20 protein-coding genes are annotated in these 21,021 nt (G+C 31.8%); 15 read left to right on the forward strand and 5 right to left on the reverse strand.

Annotated features, from left to right (window positions below; all coding sequences use genetic code 11):
• The first annotated feature begins 3 nt into the window (after positions 1 to 3).
• Positions 4 to 1,215 carry a CamS family sex pheromone protein gene (locus KA833_RS10430; RefSeq protein WP_064209724.1) on the forward strand — a complete coding sequence of 404 codons (1,212 nt, stop codon included), beginning with the start codon at positions 4 to 6 and terminating at the stop codon, positions 1,213 to 1,215.
• A gap of 98 nt (positions 1,216 to 1,313) precedes the next feature.
• On the opposite strand, the gene putP is transcribed toward KA833_RS10430, so the two are convergent.
• Positions 1,314 to 2,849 (reverse strand): sodium/proline symporter PutP, encoded by a 1,536-nt coding sequence (gene putP, locus KA833_RS10435; RefSeq protein WP_046207967.1) that lies wholly within the window; start codon positions 2,847 to 2,849, stop codon positions 1,314 to 1,316.
• 381 nt (positions 2,850 to 3,230) lie between these two features.
• Between putP and gatC the strand changes: the two genes are divergently transcribed.
• From gatC to dinB, 7 genes are all read left to right on the forward strand, one after another.
• On the forward strand, positions 3,231 to 3,533 hold the full coding sequence (gene gatC / locus KA833_RS10440) for an Asp-tRNA(Asn)/Glu-tRNA(Gln) amidotransferase subunit GatC (RefSeq protein ID WP_019469599.1): 303 nt from the start codon (positions 3,231 to 3,233) through the stop codon (positions 3,531 to 3,533).
• A gap of 1 nt (position 3,534) precedes the next feature.
• The gene (gatA, locus tag KA833_RS10445; protein ID WP_210139556.1) at positions 3,535 to 4,992 is read left to right on the forward strand and encodes an Asp-tRNA(Asn)/Glu-tRNA(Gln) amidotransferase subunit GatA; all 1,458 of its coding nucleotides are present in this window, start codon (positions 3,535 to 3,537) and stop codon (positions 4,990 to 4,992) included.
• 12 nt (positions 4,993 to 5,004) lie between these two features.
• Positions 5,005 to 6,432: an Asp-tRNA(Asn)/Glu-tRNA(Gln) amidotransferase subunit GatB gene (gatB, locus tag KA833_RS10450; protein ID WP_046207965.1), complete on the forward strand. Its 1,428-nt coding sequence runs from the start codon at positions 5,005 to 5,007 to the stop codon at positions 6,430 to 6,432.
• Positions 6,433 to 6,879: 447 nt separating this feature from the next.
• Positions 6,880 to 7,797, forward strand: a complete 918-nt coding sequence (locus KA833_RS10455; RefSeq protein WP_046207964.1) for a diacylglycerol kinase — start codon at positions 6,880 to 6,882, stop codon at positions 7,795 to 7,797.
• 137 nt (positions 7,798 to 7,934) lie between these two features.
• Complete coding sequence (gene rlmD, locus KA833_RS10460; protein WP_210128660.1) at positions 7,935 to 9,296, forward strand: 23S rRNA (uracil(1939)-C(5))-methyltransferase RlmD; 1,362 nt, start codon at positions 7,935 to 7,937, stop codon at positions 9,294 to 9,296.
• Between the two features lie 204 nt (positions 9,297 to 9,500).
• Positions 9,501 to 10,055 carry a DUF3267 domain-containing protein gene (locus KA833_RS10465; RefSeq protein WP_046207962.1) on the forward strand — a complete coding sequence of 185 codons (555 nt, stop codon included), beginning with the start codon at positions 9,501 to 9,503 and terminating at the stop codon, positions 10,053 to 10,055.
• Between the two features lie 199 nt (positions 10,056 to 10,254).
• Positions 10,255 to 11,325: a DNA polymerase IV gene (gene dinB, locus KA833_RS10470; RefSeq protein WP_070039292.1), complete on the forward strand. Its 1,071-nt coding sequence runs from the start codon at positions 10,255 to 10,257 to the stop codon at positions 11,323 to 11,325.
• 38 nt (positions 11,326 to 11,363) lie between these two features.
• Here the strand turns inward: dinB and KA833_RS10475 are convergent, their stop codons facing one another.
• Together KA833_RS10475 and KA833_RS10480 are read right to left on the reverse strand one after the other, a co-directional pair.
• Positions 11,364 to 11,918, reverse strand: coding sequence for a 3'-5' exonuclease (locus KA833_RS10475; RefSeq protein WP_210128659.1), 555 nt, complete (start codon positions 11,916 to 11,918; stop codon positions 11,364 to 11,366).
• Positions 11,919 to 12,133: 215 nt separating this feature from the next.
• Positions 12,134 to 12,640 (reverse strand): ferritin, encoded by a 507-nt coding sequence (locus KA833_RS10480; RefSeq protein WP_046207959.1) that lies wholly within the window; start codon positions 12,638 to 12,640, stop codon positions 12,134 to 12,136.
• A gap of 168 nt (positions 12,641 to 12,808) precedes the next feature.
• On the opposite strand from KA833_RS10480, the gene murT reads away from it, so the two are divergent.
• Positions 12,809 to 14,128, forward strand: a complete 1,320-nt coding sequence (gene murT / locus KA833_RS10485; RefSeq protein ID WP_046207958.1) for a lipid II isoglutaminyl synthase subunit MurT — start codon at positions 12,809 to 12,811, stop codon at positions 14,126 to 14,128.
• Positions 14,125 to 14,850, forward strand: a complete 726-nt coding sequence (gene gatD / locus KA833_RS10490; RefSeq protein WP_064209718.1) for a lipid II isoglutaminyl synthase subunit GatD — start codon at positions 14,125 to 14,127, stop codon at positions 14,848 to 14,850. Before murT ends, gatD begins: the two co-directional genes overlap by 4 nt.
• Positions 14,851 to 14,934: 84 nt before the next feature.
• Here the strand turns inward: gatD and KA833_RS10495 are convergent, their stop codons facing one another.
• Complete coding sequence (locus KA833_RS10495; protein WP_064209717.1) at positions 14,935 to 15,921, reverse strand: FUSC family protein; 987 nt, start codon at positions 15,919 to 15,921, stop codon at positions 14,935 to 14,937.
• 176 nt (positions 15,922 to 16,097) lie between these two features.
• On the opposite strand from KA833_RS10495, the gene map reads away from it, so the two are divergent.
• From map to vraR, 5 genes are all read left to right on the forward strand, one after another.
• A complete protein-coding gene (gene map, locus KA833_RS10500; protein ID WP_046207955.1) occupies positions 16,098 to 16,850 on the forward strand; it encodes a type I methionyl aminopeptidase in 753 nt (250 codons plus the stop codon).
• A gap of 104 nt (positions 16,851 to 16,954) precedes the next feature.
• On the forward strand, positions 16,955 to 17,341 hold the full coding sequence (locus KA833_RS10505; RefSeq protein ID WP_019469613.1) for a hypothetical protein: 387 nt from the start codon (positions 16,955 to 16,957) through the stop codon (positions 17,339 to 17,341).
• 16 nt (positions 17,342 to 17,357) lie between these two features.
• Positions 17,358 to 18,059, forward strand: a complete 702-nt coding sequence (vraT, locus tag KA833_RS10510; protein WP_064209716.1) for a cell wall-active antibiotics response protein VraT — start codon at positions 17,358 to 17,360, stop codon at positions 18,057 to 18,059.
• Entirely contained in the window at positions 18,056 to 19,099 is a 1,044-nt protein-coding gene (gene vraS / locus KA833_RS10515; RefSeq protein ID WP_046207953.1) for a sensor histidine kinase VraS, read from the forward strand. The genes vraT and vraS overlap by 4 nt, the downstream gene beginning before the upstream one ends.
• Positions 19,089 to 19,718, forward strand: a complete 630-nt coding sequence (gene vraR, locus KA833_RS10520) for a response regulator transcription factor VraR (protein WP_019469616.1) — start codon at positions 19,089 to 19,091, stop codon at positions 19,716 to 19,718. Before vraS ends, vraR begins: the two co-directional genes overlap by 11 nt.
• Before the next feature lie 69 nt (positions 19,719 to 19,787).
• Here vraR and KA833_RS10525 read toward each other — a convergent pair whose 3' ends face one another.
• Positions 19,788 to 20,876, reverse strand: a complete 1,089-nt coding sequence (locus KA833_RS10525; RefSeq protein WP_046207952.1) for a YihY/virulence factor BrkB family protein — start codon at positions 20,874 to 20,876, stop codon at positions 19,788 to 19,790.
• Between the last annotated feature and the right edge of the window lie 145 nt (positions 20,877 to 21,021).

Raw genomic sequence — 21,021 nt, forward strand, 5'->3', positions numbered from 1 at the left:
TGCATGAAAAGAACGATTATACTATTCATCTCAGCAATTTTTCTATTATCAGCATGTGGAAATGAGGATAATGAAAAAAGTAAAGAACAATCTAATGACAATAAGCAGCAAGAAAAATCAGGTTCAGTTAAAGAAATTGCCACCGATAAAAATGTTCAAGGCAATAATTATAGAACGATTTTACCATTTAAAGAAAGTCAAGCACGTGGTTTATTACAAGATAATATGGCAAATAGTTATAACGGTGAAGATTTTGAAAACGGGCTTTTAGAATTGAGTAAAGAAGTTTTTCCAACTGACGATTATTTATATCAAGATGGTCAATACTTAGATAAAGATACGATTAACGCTTATTTAGACCCGAAATATACCAAATCAGAAGTAGATGCAATGGATGAAGATGAACGAAAAGAAAAGAAAGCAAATGAGAATTTAGGTTTAAATCCATCACATAATGGTGAAACAGATCCAGAAAAAATTGCGGAAGATTCACCTGCATATCTTTCTAATATTTTGGAACAGGATTTTTATGCGAGTGGTGATACTAAAGGGAAGAAAATTAAAGGTATGACCATTGGGCTAGCAATGAATAGTACGTATTACTATCAAAAAGAAAAAGATGGCGAGACCTATAGTAAAGATTTAGATGATAAAGAAATTAAGAAACAAGGAAAGCAAATGGCAGGCGAAATTTTGTCAAGAGTCAGAGAAAATAAAGCTTTGAAAGACATACCTATACACTTTGCAATTTATAAACAAACTGGCGAAAATTCAATTGTACCAGGAGAGTTTATTGCTGGTACGACAGTTGAAGATGGTAAGACACGTATTAATGAATGGAAAGATATTAATCAAACAACAGCATTGTTACCTTCTGATGAAGCAAGTAAAATTGATGAAAATTTAAATAATAATTTCAAACAATTTAATGATGATTTACAGACGTATTTTAATAACTTTACTCAAGCAGTAGGGACAGTTAAATTTGATAATAAAAAAGCGAAGCAACTAACTGTTGATGTACCGATTGATTATTATGGCGAAGCAGAAACAATTGGTATCACACAATATATCACTGAACAAGCAGAGAAATACTTTGATGATATTGACGAATATGAAATTCGTATAAAAGATGGTAACAAGGCAAAAGCTTTAATCAGTAAAACTAAAGATGACAAAGACCCACAAGTCCATATTTATAAAAACAATAATTAATAAGCATATACACATTAAAAGCCACACTTGTAATCAAGATATGTATTACAAGTGTGGCTTTTTTAGTGTTAATTTATAGTGAAAGAGTTATTACACGATTATTCTTTGACAATCTCTTTTACTTTATTTAAATCGTTATTTACAAATTCACCGGGCTTTTTCGTAATTTTACTTACTAGATAAGTAACGATCACACTGGCTAGGAAACCAGGAATTATTTCATACATACCGAAGATTTCATTTATTGATGCTAATGGTTTAATCCAAGCAATCCATACAATAACGACTAAAGCACCGGTAATCATACCGCTCAAAGCACCAGCGTGAGACAAACCCTTCCAGTAAAGTGAGAAGATTACTAACGGACTAAATGCCGCGCCAAACCCTGCCCAAGCATTACCTACAAGGTTTAAAATTGTATCATTTGGAGACCAAGCAATCCAAATTGCAATAATTGCTACTAGTAAAACAGATAGTCTTCCTATCATTACAAACTCTTTTTCGTGTGTTTTTGCTTTCGATTCACCGCGAATAAGTTTATAAAAATCTTCAGTCAGTGAACTAGAAGTTACTAATAACTGAGATGAAATTGTGCTCATGATAGCTGCCAATATAGCTGCTAATAAGAATCCACCAACGAGTGGATGGAATAAAATTTGGCTCATAATGATAAATAGTGTTTCTGGATCTTCCATTTTAATATGGTATTGAGGTATAAATGCGATACCTGTTAACCCTACAGCAACTGCACCTAAGAGCCCTACAACCATCCAGCTTATACCTAAACGTCTAGCTTTTGGTAAAAGTTTATGTGTTTTAATGGACATAAAACGAACGATGATATGTGGTTGTCCAAAATAACCTAAACCCCAGGCAAATAAGGAAATAATACCTAAAAATGTAGTCCCTTTAAACAAGTCCATATTGGTAGGTTTCATAGCTGCTACCTCACTAAATGTATCCAAACCGTTGAGTTTTATAAGTGCTACGATAGGGACCATGACCATAGCAATTAACATAATTACACCTTGAAAGAAATCTGTAATCGATACAGCTAAATATCCACCAAAAAACGTATAAAAAATAACGATTGCTGCAACAATGATAAGCCCCCAATGATAGTTCAAGCCAAAAGCACTTTCAAATAATTTACCACCAGATACAAACCCAGAATGTGTATATAAAGTAAAAAACACAACGATGATTAGACCTGAAATTATTTTTATGTAATTTTTGCGGTCGTTGAGTCGATTTTTAAAAAAATCTGGTAAGGTAATAGCATCTCCTGCAATTTCAGTATAAATACGAAGTCGAGGTGCGACTACAAAATAGTTAACATAAGCGCCAAGCGATAAACCAATTGTAATCCACATTGCAGATAATCCAGTACTATATACAGATCCAGGAAGCCCCATAATCATCCATCCACTCATATCAGATGCACCTGCTGATAGGGCAGTTACATAAGGGCCAATACTTCTACCTCCAAGCATAAATTCACTTAAATTACCTGTGGATTGCTTATAACCGTAATAGCCAATAACTAATAAAATGATAAAATAAATAATAATCATGATATACGTTTGCCAAGTAGCGTGAACTTGATTCGCTAAAGATGTGCCTAGAATAAACATAATACTTCAACTCCCTTATCCCCAGAATATTAAATTGTGTTACATGAATTATTATACAATGAAATTTATAAATAGAGTAGAAATATTTTTTGTTTTTCAAAATAATTAGCTCAATGACAAAAATGAAAAAGCTTACATTAAATGAAATAATATTACACTATTTATAAAAAATATGGTTTATTATGCAATGATTGATATAAATGCTGTGATACTTAAGTAGATTATGTTCAAAATATATTTAAGTCACATAATTCCAAAAGGTTGAGCAAAAGGAATTAAAATAAACAGGGTTATTTATTGTTATTGGTGAAAAGTTTAGATTTTTGCTTGGAATTTTGATACAATTTTATAATGAATGAGTAAAAAGGAGGCTTTTATTTAATGGCTAAAGTTACACGTGAAGAGGTAGAGCATATTGCTAATTTAGCTAGACTTCAAATATCAGAAGAAGAAACAATTGAAATGCAAGATACATTAGAAAGTATTTTAAATTTTGCTAATCATATAGATACAGCAGACACTAGCTCAATTGAGCCAACTTATCATGTATTAGATTTACAAAACGTGTTAAGAGAAGACAAAGCAATCGAGGGCATTCCTCAAGAGCTTGCATTAAAAAATGCTAAAGAGACGGAAGATGGACAATTCAAGGTGCCATCTATCATGAATGAGGAGGACGCTTAAGATGACCATCCGTTATGAATCTGTGGAAAATTTAATTACATTAATAAAAAACAAAGAAATTAAACCTTCACAAGTAGTAAACGATATCTACGATGCAATTGAAGAAACTGATCCAACAATCAAATCATTTCTTGCATTAGATAAAGATAATGCTATTAAAAAAGCACAAGAATTAGATGAGTTACAAGCCAAGGACCAAATGGAAGGCAAACTTTTTGGTATTCCAATGGGAATTAAAGATAATATTATTACTGAAGGTGTAGAAACAACATGTGCTAGTAAAATGCTAGAAGGATTTGTACCTATCTATGAATCCACAGTTATGAATAAATTACGCAACGAACAAGCGGTTTTAATTGGAAAATTAAACATGGATGAATTTGCAATGGGAGGTTCTACAGAAACTTCTTATTTTAAAAAAACGTTAAATCCATTTGATCACACAGCTGTTCCTGGTGGTTCATCTGGTGGTTCTGCAGCAGCAGTTGCAGCAGGATTAGTTCCTTTTAGTTTAGGCTCTGATACTGGTGGTTCAATTCGTCAACCTGCAGCTTATTGTGGAATCGTAGGCTTAAAACCAACTTATGGTCGTGTATCACGTTTTGGTTTGGTAGCATTTGCGTCTTCATTAGACCAAATCGGACCGTTAACACGCAATGTTAAGGACAATGCATTAGTATTAGAAGCAATCACTGGTTTAGATGAAAATGATAGTACAAGTGCACCAGTAGAAGATGCAGACTTTACATCTGATATTGGTAAAGATATTCAAGGACTTAAAGTAGCATTACCAAAAGAATATCTTGGCGAAGGTATATCTGACGAAGTGAAAGCATCTGTGAAAAACGCTGTTGAAACATTGAAAGAATTAGGTGCTACAGTAGAAGAAGTTTCATTACCAAACACGAAATATGGCATTCCTTCTTATTATGTAATCGCATCATCTGAAGCATCATCAAATTTATCGCGTTTTGATGGTATCAGATACGGTTATCATTCACCAGAAGCAAATTCACTTGAAGAATTATATAAAATGTCAAGAAGTGAAGGATTTGGTGAAGAAGTTAAGCGTCGTATTTTCCTTGGTACATTTGCGTTAAGTTCGGGTTACTATGATGCGTTCTACAAAAAATCACAAAAAGTTAGAACATTAATTAAAAATGATTTCGATCGTATTTTTGATAACTATGATGTTGTAGTAGGACCAACAACACCAACAACTGCATTTAATATAGGTGAAGAAATCGATGATCCACTTACAATGTATGCGAATGACTTACTAACAACACCAGTTAACTTAGCTGGTTTGCCAGGTTTATCTATTCCTTGCGGTAAAGCGAATGGACGTCCAATTGGTTTGCAATTTATTGGTAAACCATTTGATGAGAAAACATTATATCGTGTCGCTTTCCAATATGAAACAAAATTTAATTTGCATAATGAATACGAAAATTTATAAGGAGTGGAAATCATGCATTTTGAAACAGTTATTGGACTAGAGGTCCATGTTGAGTTAAAAACAGAATCTAAAATGTTTTCTCCATCACCAGCACATTTCGGAGCAAAACCTAACTCAAACACAAACGTCATTGATTTGGCTTATCCTGGTGTATTACCAGTTGTCAATAGACGTGCGGTTGATTGGGCGATGAGAGCATCAATGGCATTAAATATGGATATTGCAACAGAATCAAAATTTGATCGTAAAAACTATTTCTATCCAGATAATCCTAAAGCATATCAAATTTCACAATTTGATCAGCCAATTGGTGAAAATGGTTATATTGATATTGAAGTAGATGGTGAAACGAAACGTATAGGTATCACACGTTTACACATGGAAGAAGATGCTGGTAAGTCAACGCATAAGGATGGTTATTCACTAGTTGACTTAAATAGACAAGGTACACCATTGATTGAAATTGTATCTGAACCAGATATTCGCTCACCACAAGAAGCGTATGCATACTTAGAAAAATTGCGTTCAATCATACAATATACTGGTGTCTCTGATTGTAAAATGGAAGAAGGATCATTGCGTTGTGATGCTAATATTTCTTTACGACCATATGGTCAAGAAGAATTTGGAACAAAAGCAGAATTGAAAAATTTAAACTCATTTACTTATGTTCGTAAAGGGTTAGAATATGAAGAAAAACGTCAAGAAGAAGAATTATTGAACGGCGGAGAGATTTTACAAGAAACGAGACGTTTTGATGAAGCTACAGGTAAAACGAATCTTATGCGTGTAAAAGAAGGTTCTGATGATTACCGTTACTTCCCAGAACCAGATATTGTGCCTTTATATGTTGACGATGAATGGAAAGAACGCGTACGTCAAACAATACCTGAATTACCAGATGAAAGAAAAGATAAATACGTCAATCAATTTGGTTTACCAGCATATGATGCACATGTGATTACATTGACAAAAGAAATGTCTGATTTCTTTGAAGGTGCAGTAGCTGAAGGTGCAGATGTAAAATTAACTTCAAACTGGTTAATGGGCGGCGTTAATGAGTATTTAAATAAACATCAAATAGAATTATTAGATACTAAACTTACACCACAAAATCTTGCAGGTATGATTAAGTTGATTGAAGATGGCACAATGAGTAGTAAAATCGCTAAAAAAGTTTTCCCAGAACTAGCTGAAAATGGTGGAGATGCCAAACAAATTATGGAAGATAAAGGCTTAGTTCAAATCTCTGATGAAGCAACACTGCTTAAATTTGTAAATGAAGCGTTAGACAACAATCCACAATCCGTTGAAGATTATCAAAATGGTAAGGGTAAAGCTATGGGCTTCTTAGTTGGTCAAATTATGAAAGCTTCCAAAGGTCAAGCTAACCCACAATTAGTGAACCAATTATTAAAACAAGAATTAGATAAAAGATAACATCATCATTCATTTTTAAACAGTTTTAATCTAATTAAAGAAAAACCTGAGACTGAAGCATCTTAAATTAAAAATAAACGTCAATTTCTATTACAAATATAGGAATTGGCGTTTTTTGTTGGTGTAACATTCAGGAATATATCATTATCATCTTTTTTCAGCGATTTTGGCAATTATTGACGCCAAGAGGATCATTTAAAAGGAGCAAATGAGGATAAGGTATATTCATGTAAAATGTAGCACAATCAAAACTTTAAACATTTTAATGTGATAGCAATTCTTAATTATGGATTAATGCTTATGTTTTAAGCATAGGTATGGATGTTTCAAGAACTTTAATATTGAGTAGTATATTATATTTTCTTTTTAAAAATAGCCTAAATGCTTTTATCATTTAACTAAATCATTTAATATATATACTGAGTATAAAAAGTTGAGGGATAAAATATGAGAAAACGAGCTAGAATCATTTATAACCCAACATCTGGTAAAGAATTGTTTAAGCGAACATTACCAGATGTGTTAATAAAATTAGAAAAGGCCGGTTTTGAAACGAGTGCCTATGCGACTGAAAAAATTGGAGATGCTACCACTGAGGCGAAGCGTTGTTTAACACAAGATTATGATGTTTTAATAGCTGCAGGTGGTGATGGGACACTCAATGAAGTCATCAATGGCATAGCAGAACATCCGAATAGACCTAAGATTGGCATTATCCCAATGGGAACTGTAAATGATTTTGGGCGTGCTTTGCACTTACCTAATGATATTATGAGCGCGATAGATGTCATTATTGAAGGTCATTCAACACGCGTTGATATCGGGAAAATGAACAGTAGATACTTCATTAATTTAGCTGCAGGTGGACAATTAACACAGGTATCTTATGAGACACCAAGTAGATTAAAATCAATTGTCGGCCCTTTTGCATATTATATTAAAGGATTTGAAATGTTGCCTCAGATGAAAGCTGTTGATTTACGTATCGAATATGATGATGAGGTTTTCCAAGGAGAGGCGCTCTTATTTTTATTAGGTTTGACCAACTCTATGGCAGGATTTGAAAAGTTAGTGCCTGATGCCAAATTAGATGATGGCTATTTTACCTTGATTATAGTTGAAAAAGCTAATTTAGCAGAATTAGGACATATTATGACGCTTGCATCTCGAGGTGAACATATTAAACATCCTAAAGTACATTATAAAAAAGCCAAATCGATTAATATTTCTTCATTTATAGATTTGCAATTGAATGTGGATGGTGAATATGGTGGCAAGTTGCCTGGTAACTTTTTGAATTTAAAACAGCATATTGAAGTCTATACACCAAACGATATTAAAAACGAGGAGTTAGTTGAGCAATAATAGACAATATATTAAAATAAAGCATCATCGTGAACGAGATTAATGAATAAGATAAAATGAATCTTCCAAAATGTTAATAGACAACGAGGTTAGGTAAAACTACAAATAGCCTAACCTCTTTTATATGGGGTGACAAAATGAGCATAATACAAAAAAATGAAATTATAGAAGGACGCGTAATTGATTTAACACATGAAGGACATGGCGTTGTAAAGTTAGACCGTTATCCTGTGTTTGTCCCTAATAGTTTAATAGATGAAACGATTAAATTTAAAGTGATCAAAGTAAAAAAGAATTTTGCGATAGGTAAATTAATAGAAGTTAAAGAACAAAGTAGTGAACGTGTCGAGCCACCCTGTGTATATTATTACAAATGCGGGGGCTGTCAATTACAACATATGACATACCAAGCTCAATTGAATATGAAGAAAGAACAAGTGGTTAATTTGTTTCATCGAAAAGCAGATTTTAAAGAAACGATAATTAATGAAACAGTTGGTATGGAAAACCCCTGGTATTATCGAAATAAATCACAAATACCCGTTGGAAAGAATAAAGAAGGAGAGATTATCTCAGGTTTTTATAGACAAAGAAGTCACGATATTATAGATATGGAAACATGTTTAATTCAAGACCAATTGCATCAAAAAGTTATGAACCAACTTAAAGTTTGGTTTAACGAATTAAATATTAGTGTTTATAATGAACAAAAAAAACAAGGGCTTATGAGACATGTTGTTATACGTACTGGACACCATTCAAGAGAATTAATGGTTATTTTTGTGACAAACGGCAGGAAATTTAAACAAAGTGATTTACTTGTACAAAAATTAATTGATACATTTCCTGAAATCACGAGTATTAAACATAATATCAACAATACACATTCCAATGTGATATTAGGAGCCGAGTCTAATACCTTATATGGTGAGACAACAATTAATGATAAATTATCAGACGTTACTTTTAAAATAAGCGATCAATCTTTTTATCAAATTAATTCGATACAAACTGAAAAATTGTATCAGCTTGCGATTGAATATGCAAACTTAAATCAAGATGATATTGTCCTGGATACATATTGTGGTATTGGAACAATAGGTTTATATATGGCACCAAAAACAAAACATGTTTATGGAGTAGAAGTCGTGCCAGAAGCCATTGAAGATGCACAACAAAATGCGACTATAAACCAATTTGAAAATACTACTTTTGTCTGTGGTAAGGCAGAAGAGGTTATATTAAAATGGAAATCACAAGGAATTAAACCAGATGTAGTGATGGTTGACCCACCTAGAAAAGGCTGTGATGAAACATTTTTACAAACATTATTAGAATTAAATCCAAGAAAAATTGTCTATATTTCATGTAATCCATCTACACAGCAACGTGATGCGCAATATTTAGCGCAACATTACAAACTAACGAAAATTACACCAGTAGATATGTTTCCACATACAACACATGTTGAAACGGTTGCACAATTCAACCGTATTTAAAAATAGCTTAATAGATAAGTGTTATTCAATAAACATTGTGTAAAGTTAATTAACTTGTTATTTACTCAGTATTGCAGTTTATTTCATTCTAAGAAGATTTGTTAAAATTCAATTACAAGTCATTAACTTTGTTCAATAGCTCTTTCTAAGTGGATAAAATCATTGTATACTCTAGGTAACAACAAAGCATTTGGAGGGTTGCTAATGTTTAAAATTGAGTTGTTTTCTAATAAAAAGTTATTAGAAGGATTTTTACTATTCCAATTGACAATAGTAATGATCAGTATATTGCTATCGTATAAATTTGCTTATTTATTTGCTTCAGTTATAGAGCAAAATATCTTATTTAATTTAATCTATGGTATTTTAGGTTTTACAATTGTTTATTTCATACATGAATTGATTCATAACTTAATGTTTCGCATTTTATCAAAAGGTCAAAAACCAATTTATCGAGTTAAATATGGTTTGGTAAAGTCACATATGCCACAAGTTTATTTTAAAAAATGGCAATATAGCTTGATTATGTTAGCCCCTTTAATTGTTATATCATCCATTTTATTTATCGTATTTTTTATTACGCCTTATTCATCTATCATATTTATAGCAAGTTTTCACATTGGCTATTGTGTTATGGATTTATATTTACTTTCCGGCGTATTAAATGACAAGGTTGAAGTGATAGAAGACACTGAGGATGGTATTAAATATTATACAAAAAACCCTTCAAATGAATTGCAAACTGAACCAAAATCATAAAAAATAATTAATCTGAGTTAGTATTACTACTATATACGCAGTTGCTTTTATGGATCATTGCGTGTTAAAAAAGTGGTTAGCTAACTCTTTTTTTTATATGCTTTTTGTTATGAGCATATATTATGTAACAAAATCATTTAGATTGTAAGATAAATATCAAAAGCATCATAATATGAATTTTAAAAGGGAGGTGTGTGCATTGTCAGAAAGAAGGATTATTCATATAGATATGGACTATTTCTTTGCTCAAGTAGAAATAAGAGATAATCCAAATTTGGAAGGGAAGCCAGTCATCGTCGGTGGAAAGGCAAGTGGTAGAGGCGTGGTGTCAACAGCTTCTTATGAGGCAAGAAAATATGGTGTTCATTCTGCAATGCCCACCGCACAAGCTCATAAATTATGTCCGAATGGTTTTTATGTATCACCTAGATTTGAAGCCTATAAAGAAGCATCAAATACAATTATGAATATTTTTAAAAGTTATACTGAAATTGTCGAACCATTGTCATTAGATGAGGCTTATTTAGATATTACGCATTTAGTGCGACCTGATTTACCGGCGTCTATGATTGCACAATATATTCGCAGAGATATATACGAAGCAACTAAGTTAACATCCTCTGCAGGTGTCTCATACAATAAATTTTTGGCGAAGTTAGCGAGTGGTATGAATAAGCCTAATGGTCTAACTATTATTGATTACAAAAATGTACACGATATATTAATGGGATTAGATATTGGAGATTTTCCAGGGGTGGGTAAAGCTTCAAAAGAAAAAATGCATGAACATAAAATTTATAATGGTCAAGATTTGTATAATCAAAGTGAACGTGAATTAATTCGTCTTTTTGGAAAACGCGGTTATGGGTTGTACAATAAGGCAAGAGGTATAGACAATAATGAAGTGAAAGCTACAAGAATTAGAAAATCCGTCGGCACAGAACGTACTTTTGCAACCGATATTAACGATGATGATCAAATTCTGCAAAAAATATGGGAATTAAGTCATAAAACAGCTGAACGCTTAGCCAGAATTCAAAAATCTGGCAAAACTGTTACTGTTAAAATTAAAACTTTTAAATTTGAAACCTTGTCAAAACAAAGAAGTTTGAGAGATCCAGTAAGAAATGAGACGGATATTTATAACATTGCTTATAGTTTATATACTGAACTAAAAGATTCAGAAACACCAATTAGATTGGTCGGTGTGACAGTGGGTAACCTAGAAAAGGCGACCTATGAAAATATGACAATTTACGACTATATTTAAGTGAAATACAAAGGTAATATAGACTGATTTTAAATCCATTAATCTTTATCTTTTAACTGTTTACCAAATATTGATAACATACTGTTTAAATCATCATAGTGTTGTAATAGTCTAAAGGTAATCATTGCACATGCTTTCGCATCATTTAAAGCATCGTGATGACCATGAAAATCTAGATTGTAATAATTCATCATTTGGCTCAACCCATAACGATGACTATTTATTGTTTTTCTAGACAGTTGTAGTGAACAAAAATAAGTAATTGTTGGCGTTTCTTGTCCAATTTGTTTAATACTGTCATACAACACATTCATATCAAAGGCTGCGTTATGAGCAACTACTGGTAAACCATCAATGAATTGCATCATATATGGATATACTGATTCAAATGTCGGTGCATCTTTCACATCATTTGGATTAATACCATGAACTGCAATGTTTTGTTTTGAAAAATAGTCATTTGGATTAACTAGTGTGTAAAAAGATTCTGTAATTTGATGATTGATCACTTTGACCATTCCCACTGAACATATACTCGTTCTTTTTCCATTTGCAGTTTCAAAATCTAAAGCAATATAAGCATTGGCTGTCATCAAGCAAGAATCCTTTCTCTTATAGAATATGTTATGACTTTATATAATTCTCTTTTCGAAGTCAAGTGAGTAAAACTCAATGAAACAAATAGTTGCATCTGCTAGTCTTTGCTGCTGACTCATAAATACTTAAAAAGCATGCCAACATTATTGGCATGCTTTTGTATAGTCATTAATAATTATATAGAAATAAGTAGTGAGTTACTACACTAACTCTATGCTTCATCTTCATTAAATGAACGTGAGGCTAATTCTTTCTCATATAAATATAAAGTATTACTATCATCACCGATACGTTTTAAGTAATCAATATGTGTATCAAACATTGATTCTTCTTCGACTTGTTCATCTAGGAACCAATTTAAAAATGAAATCGTAGCATAATCTTTATCTTTATTAGCTAAATCAGATAAGTTATAAAATCTGCGTGTTACGTCTTGTTCTTGAGCTAAGCCATCTTCAAAGGTTTCTAAGATACTTGTGAATTCAGATTTAGGTGCTGGTATCGAATTAAAGATTGCTTGTTCACCACGATCATTGATGTAATCATAAATTTTCTTACCATGAAATCTTTCTTCTTTTGCTTGCTGGATATAGAAATTAGCAAAGCCTTCGTAGGATTTGCTATCACAATATGCAGCCATTGCCATATAGGCGTGTGCAGCAAAATATTCGTGATTCATTTGTTCATTTAATGCATCTAATAATTCTTTATTCAACATAAGTCAAAGCCTCCATGTATCATTTTTTATTAGTATAGCAAATTTATTCTCATTCGTAAATAATAATTATTCTAATCTGGGAGGTTGATATATATTTGCATTGAGAATTGTTTGGAATACAACTTAATCGTGTTATAATATTTGAGTGAATAGTAGAGGAGGAAGTAGATGAGACAATGGACTGCAACACGCCTAGCGAGATTGGCAAGACAAGTAAGTCGTACTGTTGGGAAAAAAGGAACAGACTTACCAGGTCAAGTCGCTAGAAGAGTGGATAAAAATATTTTAAGAGAATTAGCATCTCATGTTGATGAGATTGTATTTATAAGTGGTACAAATGGGAAAACGACTACATCAAATTTAATAGGTCATACGTTAAAAGCAAACCAAATTGAAATCATACATAATAATGAAGGTGCAAATATGGCTGCTGGAATTACATCAGCTTTTATTTTGCAACTTAAAAAAAATACTAAAATTGCAGTTATTGAAATTGATGAAGGTTCTATACCAAGAGTACTAAACGAAGTTACACCTACAATGATGGTCGTCACTAATTTCTTTCGTGACCAAATGGATCGATTTGGGGAAATCGATATTATGGTAAATAATATTGCAAAAGCAATTGATAATAAAGGTATAAAATTATTATTAAATGCCGACGATCCTTTTGTTAGTAGATTAAAGATAGCAAGTGATACTGTTACTTATTATGGTATGAAAAAGCATGCGCATGATTTTGAACAAAGTTCTATGAATGAAAGTAGATATTGTCCTAATTGTGGTCGTTTATTACATTATGATTATATTCATTATAACCAATTAGGCCATTACTATTGTGAATGTGGTTTTAAACGAGAAAAAACAAAATATGAAGTATCTCAATTTGATTTAACTCCATTTCTTAACTTAAATGTTGGTACTACAACATTTAATATGAAAATTGCAGGCGATTTTAATGCATATAATGCAATTGCTGCTTATACCGTGCTCAGAGAACTTGGATTAAATGATGCGTCAATTCGAAAAGGGTTTGAAACTTATACTTCTGATAATGGCAGAATGCAGTATTTTAAAAAGGGTACCAAAGAAGCTATGATCAATCTAGCAAAAAACCCTGCCGGTATGAATGCAAGTCTCTCGGTCGGTGATCGAATAGAAGGGAATAAAGTTTATGTAATCAGTTTAAATGATTATGCTGCGGACGGACGTGACACATCTTGGATTTACGATGCTGATTTTGAAAAATTAGTGAATCAACAAATAGAAGCTATTATAGTTACAGGTTCACGAGCGGAAGAGCTACAATTAAGATTAAAACTTGCAGAGATTAATGTACCGATCATATTAGAAAGTGATATCTACAAAGCGACTGCGAAAACAATGGAATATACAAATAGCTTTACTGTAGCAATACCTAACTATACTTCACTTTCCCCTATGTTAAAGCAATTGAACCACTCTTTTGAGGAGGACAAAGTAAAATGAATGAGTTGACGGTCTATCACTTTATGCCCGATAAATTAAATTTATATAGTGATATAGGAAATATCATTGCACTTAAACAACGTGCTAAACGCCGTAATATCGAACTAAAGGTAGTAGATATTAATCAGACAGAAAATGTTACTTTCGATGAATGTGATATCTTTTTTATTGGTGGCGGTAGTGACAGAGAACAAGCATTAGCTACACAAGAATTAACTAAAATTAAAAGCAAGTTGAAAGATGCGATTGAAGATGGCTTACCCGGTCTAACTGTGTGCGGTGGTTACCAATTTTTAGGACGTAAATACGTTACGCCAGATGGTACAGAATTAGACGGTTTAAATATTTTAGATTTTTATACAGAATCTAAAAAAGATCGTTTGACAGGAGATATTGTAATCGAAAGTAATACTTTTGGCACAATAGTTGGATTTGAAAATCATGGGGGACGTACTTATCATAATTTCGGGACTTTGGGAGAAGTTACGCATGGTTTTGGTAATAATGATGACGATGCCAAAGAAGGTATTCATTACAAGAATTTATTAGGTACGTATTTACATGGCCCCATACTACCTAAAAACCATGAAATTACAGACTATCTATTAGAAAAAGCGTGTGAACGCAAAGGCATTGTATTCGAACCGAAAGAATTAGATAATACTGAGGAAGAAGCAGCTAAGAAAGTCATTATTGAACGCGTTTCTCAACAGAAAAAATAGAATTCCGACTTTATTAAAATATAAAAAATAGCCTAGGACCTTTGTCCTAGGCTATTTTTTATGTTACGTATTTAATGTTATTCTTTAAGCAAATCGACTATTTAAAATTCTATAAATTAATAGTATTTCATAGACAATATGACTTTTTAATTGGTTTTTATCAAACTCATCTAAACCTTTGACCGTGGATTTAAGTAATGACGCTGATTCAGGATGACGTTCAAAATGTCCGGTACTATGTATATTATTTATACTGTCAGCAATATTCAGCATAGCAAGTTGCTCTTCTTTAGTAAAGGTAACCTGCGTGTCTTTTGGCAAATAAACTAAGTTAGATAGGTGAGTTATGAATAAGCGATTTGTATGTGTACGTGTAGTTAAAGACTTTAAACGAATCCATTCTGAATGATGATGTTTATGATAACTGAGTTCGTCTTTTTGATAAGAAAGCAACGTTTCGACTTTTTGATTTAAATTTAATAAAGTGGCAAGTTGTTGATTGGTCGATCCATTATAAAATTTACCAACAACTAGTTGGCGTATACGCTTATGAAATAGTGCATACATTTTTTCTTCTGTTAAATTAATAGCATCATCCAGTTGATCATAATATTTGGGTGGTAAGACAATAAAGTTTACTAATCCAGCTGTTACTAATCCAATAATAGCTGTTAATAGTCTGGAAAAGAAATTAAAATAATAAGCATCATGTATACCAGGAATCATAGCCATTGCGGTTAATGTTGCTACAGTAGTACCAACTTGTAAGTTCAATTTTGTACATAAAATAATGGTGAATGTTGCACTAAATGCATAGGCAAAAGCAGATTGATCACCAAAAATAAAAGTGAAAATCACGGCAAATAATGCACCAATAATTGTAGCAGGAAGTCTTCTATACCCTTTTATTAATGAAGCCTTAGCGGTTGGTTCAATTGTGACTATAGCTGTTAATATAGCGAAAATTGGGTTTAAATTTAAGGCTAAACAAAAAAGAGCAGTTAAAAATGTAGCTAAACCTGTTTTTATTGTACGTGCACCAACAATATTTTTATACCAAGAATCATTCATATTAAAACTCCTATATAAATAAACGTTTAATGATTTAACCAGAATTGTAAAACTGGTTATGTCATTACTTCGTTAAAATGTTAAACTATATATGATAAAAATTTTCTAATTTATTATATCAAAAAAAGTCTGCTATAATAAGAAGGAATATAATTTACAAAAAGGAACGGGATAAAATGATTGTAAAAACAGAAGAAGAATTAACAGCACTAAAAGATATTGGATACATTTGTGCACTTGTCAGAGACAAAATGCAAGAAGCTACTAAACCTGGTATTACTACAAAAGAACTTGATGATATTGCAAAAGATTTATTTGAAGCACATGGAGCTATTTCTGCGCCAATTCATGACGAAAACTTTCCAGGCCAAACTTGTATCAGCGTAAATGAAGAAGTGGCACATGGTATTCCTGGAAAACGAAAAATTCGTGAAGGCGACTTAGTAAATATTGATGTTTCTGCCTTGAAAAATGGCTATTATGCGGACACAGGGATTTCATTTGTAGTTGGTGAAGCGGATAATCCATTGAAACAAAAAGTTTGTGATGTTGCATTAGAAGCATTTGATGCAGCTATGACCAAAATCAAGCCTGGTGCGAAGCTAAGTCAAATTGGTAAAGCAGTCCATGCGACGGCACGTAAAAATGATTTAACTGTGATTAAAAATTTAACAGGTCATGGTGTAGGTCAGTCATTACATGAATCTCCAAGCCATGTGATGAATTATTATGATCCAAAAGATAAAACATTGCTTAAAGAAGGCACTGTAATTGCTGTTGAGCCATTTATTTCTTCAAAAGCAACATTTGTCACAGAAGGTAAAAATGAATGGGCTTTTGAAACGCAAGATAAAAGCTTTGTTGCTCAAATTGAACATACCGTTATAGTAACGAAAGAAGGACCAGTTTTAACTACTAAAATAGATTAGAATAAGTTTCGGTCTAAAGTCCTAATATAAGATGGTTCCGGAGCCTATACTAATGGTTCCGGATATTTTTTATAATAGAATCTAATCAATCATGAGGTGATTCTATGAATTATATTACGACTTATTTAGAAAAAATGACCAAACAAACCTTTTATTCAAGCTTAATTGAGTATAGACAATATCTTGATAAAAAATTAAGAAGTATAGAAATGTACATAAATTATCTATTTGAAAGAAAAACTTATGTAGCTAGGCTAATAGATCATTTAACATTATCTTTAGAAAATAAATATATCGACATTTTAGATGAATCTGATATTGAATGTGCACAGGAAATTGAGCACTATGATATAGAAAAAATTAAAAATGATTTGAATGAAATGGAAGCAGACTACGCACGTATTGTAGCCGATTTATCACAACAAGCTAAAGAAAAAGTAAATGTTGAAACAGAATGTGATTTAATCGAACAAATTAGTTTAGTCGCTTGAAGAAAGGTGGCGAAACATGACTCATAAATATATATCAACTGAGATGTTGATTGTGTTTACAGCATTAATGATAATAGCTAATTTCTACTATATTTTCTTTGAAAAAATTGGCTTTATTTTTGTATTATTATTAGGCTGTATATTGGTTTATGTAGGATATTTATATTTTCATAAAATACGAGGTTTATTATCATTTTGGATAGGGGTATTACTTATTGCTTTTACCTTATTATCTAATAAATACACGATTATTATATTATTTATATTTTTAATTGTGTTAATAGTGAGATATATCTTTTATAGATTTAAACCGTTGAAAATTATTGCGACAGAAGAGGCAGTAGAATCTCCAGAATTTATTAAACAAAAGTGGTTTGGTGAGCAACGTACACCTATTTATGTTTATAAATGGGAAGATTTACAAATACAGCATGGTATTGGTGATATTCATATAGATATGTCTAAAGCTGCTAATATTAGAGAACATAATACGGTAGTAATCAGACATTTTTTAGGTAAAGTGCAAATTATTGTGCCTTTAAATTACAATATAAAATTACATTTTTCAGCACTTTATGGCAATGCATACGTCAATGAAACATCATATAAAGTTGAAAACAACAATATTAAAGTTATTGAAGAAACAAAAGAAGATAATTATGCTGTTAATGTCTATTTGTCAACATTCATAGGAGATGTTGAGGTGATTTATAAATGAATCACTACATAAGAGCAATAGGGTCGATGTTGATATTAGTTTATAGTACATTTTTCGCTATGTTTTTTATAGATAAAGTATTTGTGAATATTATATATTTTCAAGGTATGATTTATACACAAATCTTTGGTATTCCAGTTTTACTATTTATTAATTTATTAGTTATATTACTATGCATCATAGTTGGCTCAGTATTAGCATATAAAATCAACCAACAAAATCATTGGTTACAAGATCAAATTGAACGTTCTATTGAAGGACAAACAGTTGGTATCAACGACCAGAATATAGAATTATATAATGAAACAATTGAATTATATCAGACACTTGTACCGCTCAATCAAGAAGTTCATAAATTACGTTTAAAAACACAAAATTTAACGAATGAATCATATAATATGAACGATGTGAAAGTTAAAAAAATAATTGAAGATGAAAGGCAAAGACTGGCTCGTGAGTTACATGATTCCGTTAGCCAGCAACTATTTGCAGCAAGCATGATGCTCTCTGCCATTAAAGAAACTGATTTGAAAGCACCTTTAGATCAACAAATTCCAGTATTGGAAAAAATGGTCCAAGATTCACAATTAGAAATGCGTGCCTTGCTATTACATTTAAGACCAATTGGCTTGAAGGATAAATCACTTGGCCAAGGTATCAAAGATTTAGTAGTTGATCTACAGAAAAAAGTGCCAATGAAAGTCGTACATGATATTGAGGATTTCGACGTTCCTAAAGGCATTGAAGATCATTTGTTTAGAATTACACAAGAAGCAATTTCAAATACATTAAGACATTCAAAAGGTACAAAAGTTACAATTGAATTGTTTAATAGAGAAGAATATTTATTATTACGTATACAAGATGATGGTAAAGGCTTTAACGTTGATGATAAGGTAGAACAAAGCTATGGGTTAAAAAATATGCGTGAACGAGCACTTGAAATTGGCGCAACATTTCATATAGTATCACTGCCAGATTCAGGAACACGGATTGAAGTTAAAGCCCCATTAAATAAGGAGGATTCGTATGCCGATTAAAGTATTATTTGTTGATGATCATGAAATGGTCAGAATTGGTATTTCTAGTTATTTATCTACTCAACCAGATATAGAAGTAGTCGGAGAAGGGCAATCGGGGAAAGATGCAATTGAAAAAGCACATGAACTTAAGCCTGATTTAATTTTAATGGACTTACTCATGGATGATATGGATGGTGTAGAAGCTACAGAACAAATCAAGAAAGATTTGCCACACATTAAAGTTGTTATGCTAACCAGTTATATTGAAGATAATGAAGTATACCGTGCTTTAGATTCTGGTGTAGATAGTTATATTTTAAAAACGACAAGTGCCAGCGATATCGCCGAAGCGATACGTAAAACATATCGTGATGAATCTGTGTTTGAAGCAGAAGTGTTGGTTAAGATGAGGAATCGTATGAAACAACGCGCTGAATTATATGAGATGTTAACTGAACGTGAGATGGAGATATTATTATTAATCGCTAAAGGATACTCAAATCAGGAAATTGCTAGTGCTTCACATATTACAATCAAAACAGTTAAAACACATGTCAGTAACGTGTTGAGTAAATTAGAAGTACAAGATAGAACTCAAGCTGTAATTTATGCATTTCAACATAATTTAATACAATAAAAAAAGCTAAAACCTAAGCAAATAATGTGTGCCTAGGTTTTAGCTTTTTAAATTTATATATAAAGAAAATTAAGTCGTTTCATTTACATCGTTATTTTTTTCTTCTTCAAGTTGATCAATGGTAATTTCTTCTGGTGTCTTACCTGCAACAACTTTTCTTTGATGCATAATAGCATTGATTTCAGCACCAATGATGATGATAAAACCAGTGATATAAAGCCATAGCATTAATATAATGATACCGGCAATACTACCATATGTTTTAGAATAATTAGCAAAGTTTGAAATATAAATACCAAATAAATAAGAGCCGCCTAAAAATACGATAGTTGCAAAAATAGCACCGGGTATAACTGAAAGCATTTTAATTTTAACATTTGGCGCTAATGTGTATAAAACCATAAATGCAATTAGAACGACAATAACGGGCAATACAAAACGTACTGTATCAAATACCCATTTCACTTGTTCACCAAGTCCAATAGGCCCAAATAATAGATCGCCAATTTGTTGACCAAATGTAGGTAAAACAAGCGCAACTGGCATTACGATTATCATTGCTAAGGTGAATAACACGCTATATAGTTTAGAAACTACAAAGTTTCTACTATCTTCAACATCATATGCGACATTGAACGAATTCATTAATGCAGTCATACCGTTGGATGCAGACCATAATGCTGCGATTAACCCAATAGATAGTAAGCCACCACTAGCATTGTCCATAATATCACCGATAATAGATGATACTTGTGGTGCGTAATCTTGTGGTACATGTTCCTTAATCATGCTTCTAATTGAACCTTGTTTAATACCGAGATATGGCACAATAGATAACAAGAAAAGTAACATAGGAAATAGTGACAGCATAAAATAATAGGATAATTGTGCTGATAATCCTGATGCATCGTCTTTTCCTATTCTATATACTAAATAAGAGAAAAAATTTGAATCTTTAGTATATTTTGCTGGTTTATTGATACGTGAGACAAAAAATTCTTGATTATCTTTTTTTGGTGATTTCGATTTGAATTCATTTGGTGTTATGTATATGCGATCACGTTCAATTTGTTCGTGCTTATCTTTTTTGTTCTTTTGTTCTTCAACTTCTTTAGTTTCATTCAGAAAATTAGAAGATGTTTTTTCATTTTTAGACATATCAAATCTCCTTGTATACTGATATTTTACGTATACAGTTTAATATACTGTAAAATCTATTAAAGGTAAATATGTGTTGCCACATTCTTTTGAAATAAAGTATCTTTTGAGAAATAAAATATCAGATAATAAATCAAAAATAAAG

Origin of the sequence: Staphylococcus sp. GDY8P67P (genome assembly GCF_017892545.1) — a bacterium.
Lineage (GTDB): Bacteria > Bacillota > Bacilli > Staphylococcales > Staphylococcaceae > Staphylococcus > Staphylococcus ureilyticus.